Genomic DNA, 17,412 nt, shown 5'->3' on the forward strand with positions numbered 1-17,412 from the left:
AGCTAGTGTAATCACCATGGGCTGTCAAATAATCCTCTTCGCTGACAGGCTATTTTATGTGGCTCCCTTCACGTTGTTTTCAATACATTTTTACCGCCTGATAGCCGGTTTGGTGCTGGGGATCACGTAATTTCATCTGGTTATAGATGTTATCTATGTCGATGGTGACATGATCTATTTTTCTGGCGAATGCTGACCACGTAAACTGACAAAAACAGTTTTACTCAATGCTGTATCAATAACAAAACAAAAAAGTAACGAAGGGAATATATGAAAATTCGTCCATTGGCTTTATCCGTGGCGTTATGCTGCGGCGGGGTTCTTTTGTCCGGTTGTAACGACAGCGCATCCAGCGGTAACGATAACGGGGTCAAACCCGAGGTGAAAGCGCCCTGGAATTTTGATCTCTATCTGGTCGGTGAATTCAGCGGCTGGGGTCGTGAGGAGAAGTTCAAACTGACCTTCAAGGAGGGCGTCTATCGTCTGGACAACCTGAAGATGAACTCTGGAATGTCTCCCTTCAAAGTGGCCGGCCCCGAGTGGACCAAATATCCCGATTTTTCTGCGGACTCCCGCAAGGAGACCAGCATCTTCCCCGGTCAGGCCTACCCCATGTACTACCAGAACAACGGGCAGAACAACCGTCTGGTGGTGACGGAAAAGGGGCTGCTCGACATTCAGGTCAAGGTGACCAATGCCGATCTGGCTGCACCGGCCATCGAGTTCTCCATGGTGCGTGATGATCCCAATTACAGCGAGAGTCTCTACCTGAGAGGGATTGATGGCAATCTGGCGCCCGTGCTGCAGATGATCTATCAGGGGGACAAGCAGTATGTGATGGTGGCCAAGCTGACGACGGGTGAGCACAAGATAAAGATTGCCTCCGCGCAGGAGGGGATCGGGTTTGGGCTCAATGGTGCCATTTCATTGAACAACCCAGTCAAGATGCAGCGCTGCGATGCCCAGTGCCAGCTGGCAACAGTGCGGGTAGAGCAGGAGGGGTATTACAAGTTCCTGCTGGATGCCAGCCAGGATGAGAATGCCCCCCTGTTGCAGGTTAGCGTCGCCGGAGAGGGAGACCTTGGCATGATCAATCCCCATGAAGGGCATGAGCTGATCGAGAAGCGCGAGTATGAGACTTATAAGCCCGGGGTGACGGAGACGGCCACCTTCTCGGTCAAACAGGTCAGTGACGAGTATCGCAGCTATGCGCAGTCGACCACTCAGGAGTTGCGTGATCCGGGCGAGAACTTTACCACCTATCAGGAGCTGTCCGATCTGCCCCGCTTGCGCTCCGGCAACATGGTATTTGATGCCCTGTTTGCACTGGCCGCTCACGAGATGCGCCAGAACAGCGTGGCTCAGGTCAAGGATGGCAGTTACAACGGGGGGCAGGCGATCCCGTGCGACTGTTTTGAAACCGGCGCCAAGTGGCATTACGTATGGACGCGGGATCTCTCCTACGCCACCGATCTGGGGCTGGGGGCGCTTGAGCCCATGCGTGCGCGCAACTCCCTGCGCTTCAAGCTCTCTGATTTCAGAGCCGAGCTGACAAGCGATCTGGACAGCTTGATCCCGCAAGGACGCCAGATCATTCAGGATACCGGTACCGGGGGCAGCTGGCCCATCAGTACCGACCGCATGAGCTGGGCCCTGGGGGCCGAGCGGGTGCTGGCCGCCCTGCCTGATGCCGAGCGCAGTGCGTTCTTGCCCGAGGTCTTTGAAGGGTTGAGCAACACCATAGAGAGTGATCGTCTGGCCGCCTTCGATAACGCAGATGGTCTCTATGTCGGCGAGCAATCCTTCCTCGATTGGCGCGACCAGACCTATGCCAAGTGGATCACCGCCGATATCGCCCACATCGGCATCAGCAAATCTCTCTCCACCAACGTGACCCACTATCAGGGGTTGCTGCTGGCCGCGCGGGTGGCGGGCGAGCTGGGGCAAGATGAGCTGGCGATCCGCTATAACCATTGGGCGGGGGATCTGAAGCTGGCGATCAATCGTGCTTTCTGGCTGGCGGACGAGAAGATGTATGCCAGCCTGATCAACACCAGTACCGATCAGAGCCCGGCCTACAAGTTCGATCTATTGGGGGAATCCCTCGCCATTCTGGCCGGTGTTGCCGATGAGGCGCAGGCCAAAGAGATCATCAGTCGCTATCCCATGGGCCCTTATGGCGCGCCGGTCTACTTCCCGCAGCAACCCGATATGCCGGTTTACCATAACCGCGCCATTTGGCCCTTTGTCTCCGCCTACGGGCTGAAGGCGGCGGCCATGGTGCAGAACGTTGCCGTGGTCGATCATCATATCGACTCCCTGATGCGCGGTGCCGCGCTGAACCTCTCCAACATGGAGAACCTCGAGTGGCTCTCCGGCCAGCCCTCCCTGATGGATCTGACCCATCCCGATTTGACGGGACCGGTGATCAACTCCCAGCGCCAGCTCTGGTCTGTCGGGGGCTACCTTGGCATGGTGACCGACACCACCTTCGGCTACAAGGTGCAAGAGGGGGGGATCCGGATCAAGCCGTTTGTCACCGCTCACTTGCACAAGCTGATGGGGGCCAAGCCCGAGGCTGCACTCAAGGGATTGAACTATCGTAGCAAGCAGATTGACATAGTGCTGCAACTGCCGGAGCTGGGCGGGGAGGGCAGTTACTATCCGGTGCAGAGCGTGACGCTCAATGGCGTTCCGGTGGGGGAGCAGATAAGTGAAAATATGCTGGCCCCTGGCAACCGGATTGAGGTGACGCTCGGTGCCGCCGTGGCTGATGATCAGGAGATCCGCCTGATCAAGAATGTGGCGCCGCTGGATGTCGAGAACCGGCAGGTGTTTGCACCGACCGAGCCGACCCTGCTCGGGGTTAGCGAGCAGAGTGGCAAGCTGGTTGTTGCCCTGCAGGATAGTGTCAACAAGGGGGCGCTCAGCTACAACATCTATCGGGATGGCAAGCAGGTGGCCTCCGGGCTGGATCGGGCGACCAGCTGGGTCGACGACATGGTGTTACAGCCGGGCCAGGCCTATTGCTACAGTGCCGAGGCGGTCTATCCGGAGTCTGGCAACCGCTCCCATCATGCCAAGCCGGTTTGCTATCAGCCTGCGCTGCAACATATCGCCATCGATGGGGCCAACGTCTCCCATACCGGCAGCGTGAGCGCCGCCGATGGGGCCATTCCCGTCCCTTACCTCAAGGATTGGGGCCGCCCCGACGACAGCCTGCTGGTGCAGGGGGTCAAGCTGGATGGCAAGCGTACTATTCGTTTGCAATACAGCAATGCCCAGCATGCCATCAATCTGGGGGTGACCAACGGGGTGAAACGGATCTCGGTGCTTGGTGGTGGCAAGGTTGTCGCCAGCGGCATGGTGCAGATGCCCCATGTGATGAAAGAGGGCGACCTCAAACCGTTGCGTGACTCGACGCCGTTCGTGGTGGATCTGCCCGCCGGAGAGTATGACATTCGGGTGAGCGATTTTTACAACATGAGTTACCTGAAGGCGAACGACACCTACAACGATGCAGGCGGTCAAAAGGGGGCGGTCAATCTGATCGATCTCGCCAGCATCACCGTCTCGGCTCGCTAGGTAGCCAAACAAAACGGCCAAGCAAAACCGCCCCGGAGGTCCGGGGCGGTTTTTTATTTGGTGATACCGAGACGAGTCGTCTGGGTGGGCAGGGGCTCAGCGATAGCGGCCACGTACCGAGCTGCTGGCGCGGCCGGCCATCTTGATCAGGCTCTGGCGGGTGTGCAGGTGGCAGAGCGCGACGCCGAGGGCATCCGCCGCATCCGCCTGCGGGGTGGCGGAGAGTTTCAGCAGATGGGTCACCATATGCTGCACCTGCTCCTTGGCGGCACCGCCAGTGCCCACCACTGCCTGCTTGATCTGGGTAGCAGAGTATTCGCTCACCGGCAGATAGGCGTTGACCGCGGCGACGATGGCGCTGCCCCGGGCCTGCCCCAGTTTCAGGGCCGAGTCGGCGTTGCGGGCCATAAAGACCCGCTCGATAGCAAACTCGGTGGGTTTGAACTGGGTGATGATCTCGCATACCCCGTCATAAACCTGCTTGAGGCGCTCCGGCAGCTCGCCGCAATCGGTGCGGATGCAGCCAGAGCCCAAGTATTCGGCCTTGCCGCCCACGACCCGGATAACCCCGTATCCGGTGATCCGCGAACCCGGATCGATGCCCAAAATAATGCTCATGGGTGTTGATTGCTCTAAACGCGAGTGATGGCCGCCAAGATAGCAAACTGTGGCCCGTTTGGCTGTATGTCCTGGGTCAAGCGGGCAAAGATTGGCCAGCTTGCGTCGGGCCTGGTTAGCCCTTGAACAGCGCTATGGTGTCGCCATCCTGCAGGCTGCCTGCGCCACGCACCACCACCCGATCCCCCTGCTTGAGGGCGCCGCTCACCGCAACTTGCTGGCTGTTGCCAAACAGCACGGTGACCGGCACCCGATTTACCTTGAGCGCCTTGCCGCTTCGCGCCACCTGATAGACCACGCTGCCATCGGTGCCGAGCACCAGAGCGTCCCTGGGCAGCAGCATGCTCTGCTGATCCCCCAGTGGCAGGGCAACCCGTACCGGCGAGCCGATGATGAAGGTGCCCGCTTCCGGTTTGAGGCGCAGCTCGATGAGGCGTGACTTGGGATCGGCGCTGGCGGCTCGCTGGTAATAGACGCCGTGACCGCTCAGCTGCTCCCCCTCCACCCGCAGCCGGGTTTGCGGCGCCAGCTGTTGGGCCCAGAGGATGGGGGCCTGCAGGCGGATATCCGGCTGATCCGGGTTGACCAGCTCCAGCGCCTGCTCGCCCGCGTCCACATGCTCGCCGGGCTGGATGAAGTGGTTGTTCACCACCCCGTCGAACGGGGCATAGATGTGGCTGCGGCGCAGCTGTTCTTCAATCTGGTTCACCTGTATGGCGGCCAGCCGCTCGGCCAGCGCGGCCTGCTCCACATCATAACTGGCCTTGTCGTACTGGCTTTGGGAGGCGCTCTTTTGCTGGTGTAGCCGGGTGATCCGCTGGGATTCGGCGCGGGCGAAGCGCAAGTTGCTCTGCCATTTCGCCTGCTCGGCGCGAGCCTGCTCCAGCGAGAGGCGCAATGCCGCGCTGTCGAGGCGCAACAGCTCGTCCCCTTTTTTGACCCGGCTGCCAAATTCGGCGATCCACTCCACCCGGCCGCTCACTTCGGCGCTGAGCGCCGCCTGCTGGCGACTCGCCACCGTGCCGCTGACCCAGATATTGGCGGCCGCTTCCCCTTGGGTCACATCCGCCAGGGTGACCATCTTGCCCTGATCGGCCAATACCGGTAGCGCACTGCCTGCAATCAGCACCGCGCCAGCCAACATTCGGGTAATCATATGTTTCATCGATGAGCTCCTTGCTCAGGCCCGCTGGCGCAGGGGTTGTGGGAGCGCCACCTGCTCCCCGAGACGCAGGAAGGCAGGCAACAGGATCAGGGTAAACAGGGTGCTGCAACTCATGCCGCCGACAATGACGGTGGCGAGCCCGCGGTATATTTCGCTCCCCTCGCTCGGGCTCAGCATCAGCGGCAGCATGCCGAAGATGCTGGTGAGGCTGGTCATGGCGATGGGACGCATCCGGCTTTGCAGGGCATCGGCCACCGCCAGCTGGCGACTCATGCCGTCCCGCTCGGCGGTGCGGGTCTGATGCACCAACAGGATGGCGTTGTTGACCACCAGTCCCAGCAGGATGACAAAGCCGATGATGGTGAGCAGATCCATCGGCAGCGGCACCAGCAGCCCGCTCAGTTGCAGTGCCAGTACGCCGCCAACCGAGGCAAGGGGCAGGGTGAGCAGCACCAGCAGGGCATCCTTGAGGGAGGCAAACACTCCCCACAGCAGCACCAGCAGGATCACCACGGCGAACAGGAAGATGGTCCCCAGATTGTCGAGCGCCTGTTGCAGGCTGTCGGCGTTGCCGGCAATGCGCAGCTCGCCACCAGCGGGCAGCAGGGGGCGGATGGCGGCAAAACTGCGGTTTTTCAGGGTGTCGAGCACCTGCTCCATGGTCATGCCCGCCGGAGGCGCTATCTGCAGGCTGATGCTGCGCCGCCCATCGGCCCGGAAGATACTGGCCGGGCCCATGTCGTGCTCTACCCGCAGCAGTTCGCCAAGGGGGACGATGCGCCCGGAGGGGGTGGCCAGCGGTACTGCCTTCAGTTCATCCGGATTGGCGGAGCTCTGCCCCATCAGCATGATGTCGAGCCGATCTTCGCCGTCGAAATACTCGCCAACCCGCAAGCCGTCGCCAAAGGTCTGGATGATGGTGGGCAGGGGCGTGCGATCCCAGCCCACTTCGGCGAGGCGCCGATCTTGCGGCACCAGTTTGAGCTCGGGGGCGGTGAAGTCGAGACTCGGTTCGGGCCGGATCTGTGCTCCCGGCAGGTCCTTGCTGAGGATCCCCATGCTGGCACGGGCCGCCTGATAGAGCTCGGGCAGGTTACCCCCCTGCAGCAGCAGGGAGACGCCGTTCTCGCTGTCAAAGCCGCCAAACAGCGACCCCTGACCGCCGAACACCCTGGTGTCGGGAATACCCACCAGCAGCTGTTTCATCAACAGGCTCTCCAGCTCCTTGATGCGGTTTTCGTCTTTGGGGCGCACGCCAATCTGGGCGCCCCCCGGGTAGCGCAAGATGTAGTAGTTCTTGAGGGCAGGCTCTTTCTCCCCCTTCATGTAGGGGGCGAGGCGGGCGATCAGGGTATCGATCACCTCTTCGCGCTGGGCCTTGAGGTTGACCCCGGGGGTGAAGTTCATCCAGACATCCACCGCGTCCCGTTTTACGTCTGGCAGATAGTCCATCTTGGGCAGCAGCGCCCAGGTGGCCAGTACCGGCAGACTCATCATCAGGGTGATGACCGTCCAGCGCTGGCGTGAGGTCGAGGTCCAGCGAATCACGTGACGGGTGGTGCGCTGCCACAGCGACGCATAGGGGTCGGTCAGCGTTTCATGTCCCATCCAGCGCGCCGCCACCGCAGGCAGCACGATGACGGCGACCAGCATGGAGACCGTCACGGCGCAGGCGATGGTGAGCGCCAGATCGGCAAACAGTTGGCCCTCCACATCGTTGAGCAGCAGCACCGGCAGGAAGATGGCGACCGTGGTGAGGGTGGATGCCACCAGCGCCGTCCACACCTGACGGGTACCTTCGAGCGCCGCCTCCGCCTTGCTCAAATCCCCCCGCTCGTGGCGCCGGTAGATACTCTCCAGCACCACGATGGCGGCGTCGAGCACCATGCCGACGGCAAAGGCGATGCCCGCCAGCGAGATGATGTTGAGGGTGCGATCCATCACCTTGAGCAGGCAGAAGGTGAGCATGATACTGATGGGGATGGCGAGGGCAATCATCAGGGTCGCCTTGAGCTGGCGCAGGAAGAGCCAGAGGATGGCGCAGGAGAGCAGCACCCCGAGCCCCAGGTTGGCAGTGACCATGCTGACGGCGCGATTGATATAGAGGGAGGCATCGAATGACTGCTCCATGTGCAGCCCGACCGGCTCCAGCACCTCGCGGTTGAGCTCGTTCACCCGAGCCTTGATCGCCTCAAGGGAGGCCAGGGCATTGGCGCCGCTCTCCTTGAAGATCTGGGCGGCGATGGCGGTATTGCCGTTCTGGATCCGTAGCACCGGGTTCTCTTCCCGGGCCACCCTTACTTCTGCTACATCCCGCAGATAGATGGGTAGGCCATTGCGCCAGTCCACCACCTTGTCCCCCAGCGTCTCGACATCGTAACGACCGGCGAAGCGCAGCTTGTACTCCCAGCGACCGATGTCGAGGGTACCGGCCGACACGTCCCAGCCGGTGGTGGCGCGGCTGGCCAGTACCGGGATCTCCACTCCCAGCTCGGCGGCGCGGTAGGGGTCGAAGCGGATCTGGATCTGGCGCTCGTTGATCCCCTCGACTGCGACCGTCGAGACCCCTTCGATGCGCTCCAGCTCGGGTTTGACCCGCGCCTCGATCAACGCCTGATGATCATCGATCACCCCCTTGGCACCGGGCAGCTGCTGGATGAAGAAAAAGGTGAGGGTATCGTTGCTGCTGTAGTTGTTGACGTAGGGGCCGCCGATCTTGTCCGGCAATCCCGAGACCCGGTTCAGTCGCGAAATCACGTCGAGTTGGGCCCGTTGCATGTCTGTGCCGAGAGCAAACTCCATGTCGATTTCGGTAAAGCCGGGATAGCTGTTGCTGACAAGGCTCTTGAGCCCTTGCACCCCCTGCATCTCCTGTTCGATGGGGTCGGTGATCTCCGACTCCATCTCCTGGGGCGAGGCTGAACGCCAGCTCACTGAGATGTTGAGGTGTGGACGGTCGATGTCGGGGAACAGCTGGATCGGCAGTCCCCGGATACTGAGCAGGCCCAGCAGGAAAATAAGTACGATCGAGACCGCCACCCAGATGGGGCGTTCGATCGCCGTTTTGGCGAGGTTCATTCACTCTTCCTGAGTTGTTGTTATCGGCCATTCCGCTGGCCTTGCTTCCAAAGCCCCTGCAACAGGGACTCAAGCATTTAACTGGAATTCTCCTAGCTTGTAAATGCATGGTTAACAAACAAAAAACCGGCCACGAGGGCCGGTTTGGTACTGGTTTGCCAAGGGATCAGGCGGCGTGCTCGACCTTGTTTGGCTGCTTGCTTGGTTGCTGGGAGAAGCCTTCCAGCTCGCCCGGAGCGAAGTTGTCTACCTGGATCGCTTCGTAGCGCAGGGCATCGGCGGCCAGCAGCTTGTCTGCCTCGTCCTTGCTCAGGATGGAACCGGCCAGCGCAGCGGCAACCAGCTCCGGCAGGGCCAGTTTGCGGGGCAGTTTGCCCTCTTTCTGGGCCTGCACCAGTTTCTTCTCGTAGGGCTGCACGGCGACCATGGCCTGGAAGGCGCGCTCCATCAGACCGACCGGGTCCGCCTCGTCCTTGCCGACGTAGCAGAGGGCGGTCAGACGGTCGCGGAACTCGCCCGGTTTCATCATGGCCAGACAGATGGCGTGGCAGCGATCGTCGGCCGGCATCTTGTAACCCACGCCAAACGGGAACACCACGCGCTTGAGTACGGCACCCACCACCTTGTTCGGGAAGTTCTGGAAGAAGCCCTCGAACGCCTTGCCAATCAGGTAGAGGTTGCGCTCCACCGCGTACTGCACGAACGGCAGATCGGAGACCATACGGCCCTGATCCTCGTAGTGCTTGAGGGTGGCGGAGGCCAGATAGAGGTGGCTCAGCACGTCACCCAGACGGGCGGAGATCATCTCCTTGCGCTTGAGATCGCCACCCAGCATCAGCATGGAGACGTCGGCGCACAGTGCCAGTCCTTTACTCATGCGAGACAACTGCTTGTAGTAACGGGCGGTTTCGCCGGCCACCGGCGCGCTGTTGAATTGACCCAGAGTCAACCCCTGGAACAGGGAACCGAAGAAGTTGCCGGCGCCAAAGGCGATGTGTTTCATCAGCAGGGTGTCAAACTTCTCGAGACCGCGCTCCACGTCGGTATCAGCCGCCGCTTCCAGCTCGGCAAAGACGTACGGGTGGCAGCGGGTGGCCCCTTGCCCGAAGATCATCAGGTTGCGGGTCAGGATGTTGGCCCCTTCCACCGTGATGGCGACCGGAATCCCCATGTAGGCGTAGCCGGTGTAGTTTTTCGGGCCCAGCTGGATGGCACGACCGGCGTGGATGTCCATGGAGTCATCCATGATCTGGCGCGCCATCTCGGTCATGTGGTACTTGGAAATCGCAGTGACGATGGCCGGCGCCTGACCCAGGTCCAGGGAACCGGCGGTCATGCGACGGGCCCCTTCCAGCTGATAGGTGAGGCCGCCGATACGGGCCAGCGCCTCTTGAACACCTTCAAACTTGCCGATGGACATGCCGAACTGCTTGCGCACATAGGAGTAGGCGCCCACGGTGCGGCTCGCCATGTGACCGCAAGCGGTGCCCAGAGCAGGCAGCGAGATGCCGCGACCGGCGGAGAGGCACTCCACCAGCATACGCCAGCCGCGACCGGCGTAATCCGGGCCGCCGATGATCCAGTCGAGCGGAATGAACACATCCTTACCGAAAGTCGGACCGTTCATGAACGCCAGACCCATGGGGTAGTGGCGATCGCCAACGCGCACACCCGGGTGGCTGGTGGGGATAAGCGCGCAGGTGATACCGAGCTCTTCCTTGTCACCCAGCAGCTTTTCCGGGTCATAGAGTTTGAACGCCAGCCCCAGCACGGTGGCTCGTGGCGCCAGGGTGATGTAGCGCTTGTTCCAGTTGAGGCGAATACCCAGCACCTCTTCACCCTTGTGCATCCCCTTGCAGACGATCCCCTTGTCAGGAATGGCGCCGGCATCGGAGCCCGCTTCCGGACCGGTCAGGGCGAAGCAGGGCACCTCTTTGCCACTGGCCAGCCCCGGCAGCCAGAAATCTTTCTGGGCCTGGGTGCCATAGTGCATCAGCAGCTCGCCCGGGCCGAGGGAGTTGGGCACCATGACGGTGACCGCCACGCTCAAGCTCTTGGTGGCGATGCGGGTGACGATGGTGGAGTTGGCAATCGCCGAGAACTCGCGGCCGCCATAGGATTTCGGGATGATCAGGGAGAAGAAGCCTTCCTTCTTCAGATAGTCCCACACCGGTTCCGGCAGGTCTTTGGTTTCGTTGACGATCTTGAAGTCATCAACCATGGCGAGCAGGGTTTCGACCTGATTGTCGATAAAGGCCTGCTCCTCCGCGGTCAGCTCGGCCTTGCCGTAGCCGTGCAGTTTTTTCCAGTCGGGGTTGCCGCGAAACAACTCGCCATCCCACCAGACGGAGCCGGCTTCCATGGCCTCCCGCTCGGTGGCTGACAAGGGCGGCAATATCTTTTTGAAGATGCCGAACACCGGACGGGTTACCACCTTTTTACGGATGGAGGGTACGCCGAGCACAACGGCTATCGCCAGCACCAGCAGGACAAGCAATGTGATCATACCGAAGTTCCTTCTATTTCACTGTTTCCGTTGATTTATTGTTGGTTGTTACACGGCCAGGGAGAGCCTGGTCGACTCCACGGGCGCCCCGACTCCGGACGCCAGATAAGGAATAACGTTGCGCACCAGCCCTTCCACATCGAGCTGCTGGCCAAAGTCGGCCAGGGCGATGTCGCGCAGGGCATCGGCGGAGGCCATGGTGAATACGACGGTGCCCAGGGTGAAGTGCAGGCGCCAGAAGAGATCCGCTGGCGACAGGGCCGGATTGGCCTTGGAAATGGCCTGGGTGATCCGCATCAGAATGGGGCCGTAGTGGGCGGTGATAAAGCGGCGCAGGTGGCCCTGGCTGTCGATATAGCCGCGTCCCAGCAACTGCATGAAGATGGCCGGGCCGTTGGCCCGCACCGCCGAGAGCTTCATCAGCGGTTCGACAAAGCTTTCAAACAGTTGCAGCAGGGTCAGCTGTTCCTGCTCCATCAGTACCCGCAGGCGCGCATCAAGATCCGGCATAAACAGGCTCAGATAGCGGTCGAGCACCGCCTGGATCAGCTCCTTCTTGGAGCCGAAGTGATAGTTCACCGACGCCAGATTGACGTCGGCCTCGCTGGTGATCAGACGCAAAGAGGTATCGGCGAATCCCCGCTCGGCAAACAGCACTTCAGCGGCGTCGAGAATACGGTTTTTGGTATCGATTTTACTCACTGGACACCTCACTTAAACGAATGTTTAAAAAGTACGTTTCATATCGCGAGGTGTCAAGAGATTGTGAGCTGGTGTTATCAGAATGTTTTTTATGAAAAAGCGCAAAAAGGTCGGAACTAACTCCACAGCGCGAGACTCTATATCTATGCCACTGCAATTAAACATTAAGTCTCGCCCAACCTGCTTCTTGCTAGTTGGGCATTTTTTTGCCCGGTTGACGGTGGCAGAGGGTAACAAACAGGCAAAAAAAACCGCCGCGGGGAGCGACGGTGGGGAAAGTGAGTTTGCATCATCCTGACGGCAAACTGTCGATGCGAGTTCAGGCATGTATCGACGGGAGCCAGTATGCCAGTCAGTCCGGCTTAGACTATGTCAGTTCCTCGGTATTTTGTGACAAAGTGTGGCAAGTGCCGGCGTGGCCCAATTCCCCCTACTTTGTTATGCTGCCCCTTCAAAATATGAGGGGAGAGAAGATGAAGTACCCGGTCGATACCCACACTCACACCATTGCCAGCACCCACGCCTACAGCACCATCCACGACTATCTGCCCATCGCCAGAGCCAAGGGGATCAAGCTGTTCGCCACCACGGATCACGGCCCCGAGATGGCCGATGCCCCTCATGTCTGGCATTTTGCCAACTTGCCGATATTGCCAAGAGTGGTGGACGGGGTGGGGATCCTGCGGGGTATCGAGGCCAACATCAAAAACCTCGACGGGGAGATCGATTTCCCAGAGCGCTATGAGTCGCGCCTCGACATGATCATGGCGGGTTTTCATGAGCAGGTATTCCCTCCCTGCGATCAGGCAACCCATACCCAGGCGATGATCAACGCCATCAAGAGCGGCCGGGTCGATATGATCAGCCACCCGGGCAACCCCTCATTTCCCATCGACATTCAGGCGGTGGTCAAGGCGGCTGCGGACTATCGGGTGGCGCTGGAGATCAACAACTCCTCCTTCATTCACTCACGTCCGGGTAGCGAAGGCAACTGCCGCGCCATCGTTGAAGCCGCGCGAGATCTGGGTGCTTACCTTACTTTCGGCTCCGATTCTCACGTCGCTTTCAGCCTCGGCGATTTTGACCATTGCCACCGTCTGGTGACCGAAGCGGGCTTTCCGCTGGAGCGGATCCTGGTGCGCTCCCCCCGGGCCCTGCTCGATTTCCTCGAGAGCCGCGGCCGCGCCCATATCCCGGAGTTTGCCGATCTATAAATCGGGCGCTAACACCATGAGCCAACTCATAAAATTGAGTTGGCTCGATTGACACGCCAGCCATTTTTCATGAATCTGACTGGCAACAAGCCGGTATAGCTCAGTTGGTAGAGCAGCGCATTCGTAATGCGAAGGTCAGGAGTTCGATTCCCCTTATCGGCACCATATAAAACAAAGGGTTAGCTTCTGGGCGAAGCTAACCCTTTGTACATTTTGGTTGGTAGCCCCTTCTCATACCCCTCTTTTGCTATCGCAATACCAAGGATGAAGGCCTGCGGGCCAACTCTCCCGGCAGGCGGCTACTCAGGTTTTGCTATTCCCCTCAGGCAACCTCGATGTCTGGCTTGGCTGGCTCCTTCTGCATGGATAGATCTCCAGCTTGCGACGGGGATTCCAGCTTGTCGATGCGCACCGCTGCCACCTTGAATTCGGGGATCTTGGCGTGGGGGTCGGTGGCATTGATGGTGAGCCGGTTGGCTGGGGCTTCGGCGAAGTGGAACGGGATAAAGACCACGCCCGGCTGCATCCGTTTGGTGACGAAGGCGGGGAGTTTGATATGGCCGCGGCGGCTGGTGACTTTCACCCGCTCGCTGTTGCTGATGCCCAACCGCTGCGCATCCGCCACACTCATCATCACCCGCGGGCCAGCCAGCTTGTCGAGCCCCTTGGTCTTGCGGGTCATGGTGCCGGTGTGGAACTGCTCCAGCAGGCGGCCGGTGGTGAGCACGATGGGATAGGTCTCGTCGGGCAGTTCGGCTGCATAGCGGAACGGGGTGGCGACCATCTCCCCCTTGCCACGGGTGAACTGCTTGCCATGGAGCAGGCGAGTGCCTTCGGGCGCCGCATCGTTGCAGGGCCACTGTAGCCCTTGTGCTCCCACCTTGTCCCACTGGATGCCGGCGTATTGCGGGGTGACCCGGCAGATCTCGGCGGTGATCTCCTGCGGGTGTTGATAGCGCCAGTCGCCGCCCATGGCGTTGGCGATCTGCTGGATGATCCACCAATCCTCCCGCGCCTCACCCGGCGCCTTGAGGGCAGGGGAGATGCGCTGCACCCGCCGCTCTGTGTTGGTGAAGTGGCCACTCTTCTCGGCAAAGGAGCAGGAGGGGAGCACCACATCGGCGAGCTGGGCGGTTTCCGAGAGGAAGATATCCTGCACCACCAGAAACTCCAGCTGCTTGAGCCCTTCGATGACGTGGTGTTGATCCGGATCGCTCAGCACCGGGTTTTCCCCCATCACATAGAGCCCCTTGATGCTGCCCGCGCAGGCGGCATCTATGGTTTCGGTGAGGGTGAGGCCGGGTGCACGCGGCAAGTCTGGTTGCTGCCAGGCGGCTGCGAAGCGGGCATGCACCTCGGGGTTGGCCACCTTCTGATAGCCGGGCAGGCAGTTGGGTAGCGCCCCCATGTCACAGGCGCCCTGCACGTTGGATTGGCCCCGCAGCGGGTTGATGCCGCCCCCTTCGATACCGATGTTGCCGCACAGCAGTTGCAGGTTGGCGATGGCTCGCACGTTGTCGTGGCCGGTCGTGTGCTGGGTGATCCCCATGGAGTAGTAGATGGCGGTACGCTCGGCGGTGCCGATGAGGCTAGCGAGCTCGATCACCTGCTCGGCCGGTACGCCGGTGACGAGGGCTACCTTGTCCGGTGCATAAGCGGGGGAGAGCACCTCCGCTTGCAGCGCTTCGAACCCTTCTACTCGTGCGGCGATATAGGCCTTGTCGTGCCAGCCGTGCTGGATGATCTGCTGCATCAGGCCGTTGAGCAGCATCACGTCGGTGCCGGGTCGGTGAGCCAGATAGAGGCTGGCGTGGTCCGCCATCTCGATCCGCTTGGGATCGGCCACTACCAGCCGCGCCTTGCCCGTGATGACGGCCCGCTTGATATGGGAGCCGATGATGGGGTGGGCCGCCGAGGTGTCGGAGCCGATGATGAAGATCAGATCCGAGTGATCAATGCTCGGGATGTCGTTGGTCATGGCGCCACTGCCTAGCGACGCCTCCAGCCCGGTAACGGTGGAGGCGTGGCAGAGCCGCGCGCAGTGATCCACGTTGTTGGTGCCCAGCTCACGGCGCATGAACTTCTGGAACAGGTAGTTCTCTTCGTTGGTGGTTTTGGCCGACGAGAAGCCCGCCAGTGCATCGCTGCCATAGCGCTGGCGCAGGGCGGTGAAACGCTCGGCCACCAGGGCGATGGCCTCCTGCCAGCTGGCGGGCACCAGCTCGCCATCCTTGCGGATGAGCGGGGTGGTGAGGCGCTCCTCGCTCTGGATAAAGTCAAAGCCGAAGCGTCCCTTGACGCAGAGCAGCCCCTGATTGACCGGCGAGTTGCGATTCCCCTCCACATAGCGGATGCGGTTGCGCGCCTCATCGACGTAGAGGGTGACGCCGCAGCCGACCCCGCAGTAGGTGCAGATGGTATTGACCGGCGTGAGCAGTTCTGTGCGCCCCTGTGACTTGTCGCGGGCATCCACCAGGGCGCCGGTGGGGCAGACCTGTACACAGGCGCCGCACTGCACGCAGTGGGAGTCGCCCATCGAGAGTCCCGTGTCGAACTGCGGCCGGTTCGATAAGGTGCCATCGCTGTTCTTGGGAAAGCTCAGCACCCCCTGCACCGCTTGCTCACCACAGGTCTGCACGCACTGGCCACAGCCGATGCAGCGGTTGGCATCAAAGACAATAAATTCGCTGCTGTTATCCACTGCAAACTTCTGGCACTGGCTGGTATCGAGAGCGCTCTGGTCGACCTTGTATTCGGTGGCGTAGTCGCGCAGTGCGCAATCGGTGTTGGCCTGACAGCCGCACTCGAGGCAGCGGCTGGCTTCGCTGCGGGCATCGGCATCACTCAAACCACGCTCCACCTCGGCAAAGCTGCCCTCGCGATCCTGCTCTGCCAGATGGGGCATGATGGTGCGGGCGACTTTTTTCAGGTGAGCAAACTGAGCGGGATCGACCAGCTTGAGTTTGGGGGCCTTGCAGGCGTTGAAGGGGCGAACCGGATCGATCATGTCACCGTGGAGGAACTGGTCGATGGCCAGCGCGGCCTTGCGACCATCGGCAACCGCCTCGATGGCGGTGGCAGGCCCGCGGCGCAGATCGCCGATGGCGAACAGGTTGCCGTGGCCGCTGTGCATGGTCTCGGGGTGGGATTCCAGTGTCTGCCAGCGGGTGAAGGGGAGGGTGAGGGATTCCCCTTCCATAAAGCTGAGATCCGGCTGCTGCGACACTGCCGCAATCACGGTATCAAACTCTTCAATGAGGTACTCGCCGGTTGGCTCCGGGCGGCGGCGACCGGAGGCGTCCGGCTCGCCGAGGGCCATCTTCTCGAGGCGCACCTGACAGACGCGACCAGCCTCATCGGCCAGATTTTCTACCGGATTGGTGAGCATCAAAAAGCGCACCCCTTCGTGCTCCGCCTCGTCGATCTCGTAGGCTTCGGCGGGCATCTCGGCGCGGGTGCGGCGATAGATAAGGGTGGTTTCAGCCCCCAGCCTGACCGCCGTGCGGGCGCAGTCAATGGCGGTATTACCACCCCCGATCACCGCAACCTTCTTGCCAGTGGTGAGCCGCTTGGTGAGCATCTGATCCTTGAGGTAATCGACCCCAAGATAACAACCGGCCAGGGTGCTGCCCGGGTAATCCATCGGTACCGCCTTGGAAGCTCCAACCGCCAGACAGACCGCATCATAGTCGCGGCACAGCGCCGAGAGAGTGATCTGGTGGCCCAGTCGCTGCCTGGTGTGGATCCGCATGCCACTCTGGCACATCAGCGCAATCTCCTGATCGAGGATCGCCTTGGGCAGCCGGTATTCGGGGATGCCGTAGCGCAGCCAGCCACCCGCTTCTGGCATTGCCTCGAACAGATCGACCTCGAATCCCTCGTAACCCAGATAGTAACCGCAGGTGAGGCCGCCCGGGCCGCTGCCGATAATGGCAACCCGCTTGCCCTTGGCGGGCTTCTTTGCCGGTTGATAGGGGGCAACCTCTGCCAGATCGAGATCGGCGGCATGGCGCTTGAGCTGACGAATGGCCAGCGGCTCATCCACCAGCGCGCGGCGGCACTCCGCTTCACAAAAAGCGGGGCAGACCCGGCCAATGGAGAGGGGCATCGGCAGGGTCTGTTTTATAACGGCCATGGCCGCTTCGTGCTCCCCTATGGCGATGTGATGCAGATAGGATTGAATGTCCACCCCGGCCGGACAGGCGCGCTGGCAGGGGGCTTCGCAATCGGCGTAGTGGTCCGAGAGGATGCGGCCGAGCGCCTGCTGGCGGTGCGCACGCAGGACATCGCTTTGGGTCGTGATCACCATCCCTGCCTCGGGGCGCGTCTCGCAGGCGCGCCGGATGCCGAGACCGGCAATCTCGACCACGCAGAGATCGCACGGCGTCTTGGGGGCACTGGTGTTGTCACCGCACAGGGAGGGGATGTCGATCTGGTGCTGTTTGGCTATCTGGAGCAGGGTCTGGTTCGGGTTAACCGTCAACTGAGCCCCATCGAGGGTGATGGTGATCATAGCGTCATAACTCGGTTTCAAGGCGCAGAAA

The 17,412-nt window shown here is 61.1% G+C and carries 8 protein-coding genes and 1 tRNA gene; 3 read left to right on the forward strand and 6 right to left on the reverse strand.

The features are described 5' to 3' along the window. Positions 1 to 483 precede the first annotated feature (483 nt). Entirely contained in the window at positions 484 to 3,585 is a 3,102-nt protein-coding gene (locus tag G5149_RS03385) for a hypothetical protein (protein WP_421211800.1), read from the forward strand. Positions 3,586 to 3,681: 96 nt separating this feature from the next. Here the strand turns inward: G5149_RS03385 and ruvC are convergent, their stop codons facing one another. The 5 genes from ruvC to G5149_RS03410 form a co-directional block, all read right to left on the reverse strand. Then, the gene (gene ruvC, locus G5149_RS03390) at positions 3,682 to 4,203 is read right to left on the reverse strand and encodes a crossover junction endodeoxyribonuclease RuvC (protein WP_005334512.1); all 522 of its coding nucleotides are present in this window, start codon (positions 4,201 to 4,203) and stop codon (positions 3,682 to 3,684) included. A 115-nt stretch (positions 4,204 to 4,318) separates the two neighbouring features. Next, positions 4,319 to 5,368: an efflux RND transporter periplasmic adaptor subunit gene (locus G5149_RS03395; protein ID WP_421211580.1), complete on the reverse strand. Its 1,050-nt coding sequence runs from the start codon at positions 5,366 to 5,368 to the stop codon at positions 4,319 to 4,321. 15 nt (positions 5,369 to 5,383) lie between these two features. Next, positions 5,384 to 8,446 (reverse strand): efflux RND transporter permease subunit, encoded by a 3,063-nt coding sequence (locus G5149_RS03400; RefSeq protein ID WP_421211581.1) that lies wholly within the window; start codon positions 8,444 to 8,446, stop codon positions 5,384 to 5,386. Positions 8,447 to 8,612: 166 nt separating this feature from the next. Then, positions 8,613 to 10,952, reverse strand: a complete 2,340-nt coding sequence (locus G5149_RS03405; RefSeq protein ID WP_421211583.1) for an acyl-CoA dehydrogenase — start codon at positions 10,950 to 10,952, stop codon at positions 8,613 to 8,615. Positions 10,953 to 11,000: 48 nt separating this feature from the next. Next, entirely contained in the window at positions 11,001 to 11,654 is a 654-nt protein-coding gene (locus G5149_RS03410) for a TetR/AcrR family transcriptional regulator (RefSeq protein ID WP_042020647.1), read from the reverse strand. Between the two features lie 473 nt (positions 11,655 to 12,127). On the opposite strand from G5149_RS03410, the gene G5149_RS03415 reads away from it, so the two are divergent. Together G5149_RS03415 and G5149_RS03420 are read left to right on the forward strand one after the other, a co-directional pair. Further along, positions 12,128 to 12,868, forward strand: a complete 741-nt coding sequence (locus G5149_RS03415; protein WP_058055799.1) for a phosphatase — start codon at positions 12,128 to 12,130, stop codon at positions 12,866 to 12,868. A gap of 89 nt (positions 12,869 to 12,957) precedes the next feature. After that, positions 12,958 to 13,033, forward strand: a tRNA-Thr gene (locus tag G5149_RS03420). A gap of 157 nt (positions 13,034 to 13,190) precedes the next feature. On the opposite strand, the gene fdhF is transcribed toward G5149_RS03420, so the two are convergent. Next, positions 13,191 to 17,381, reverse strand: a complete 4,191-nt coding sequence (gene fdhF, locus G5149_RS03425) for a formate dehydrogenase subunit alpha (protein ID WP_421211586.1) — start codon at positions 17,379 to 17,381, stop codon at positions 13,191 to 13,193. Positions 17,382 to 17,412: the final 31 nt, after the last annotated feature.

Source organism: Aeromonas sp. 600479 (assembly GCF_049175515.1).
Lineage (GTDB): Bacteria > Pseudomonadota > Gammaproteobacteria > Enterobacterales > Aeromonadaceae > Aeromonas > Aeromonas veronii_A.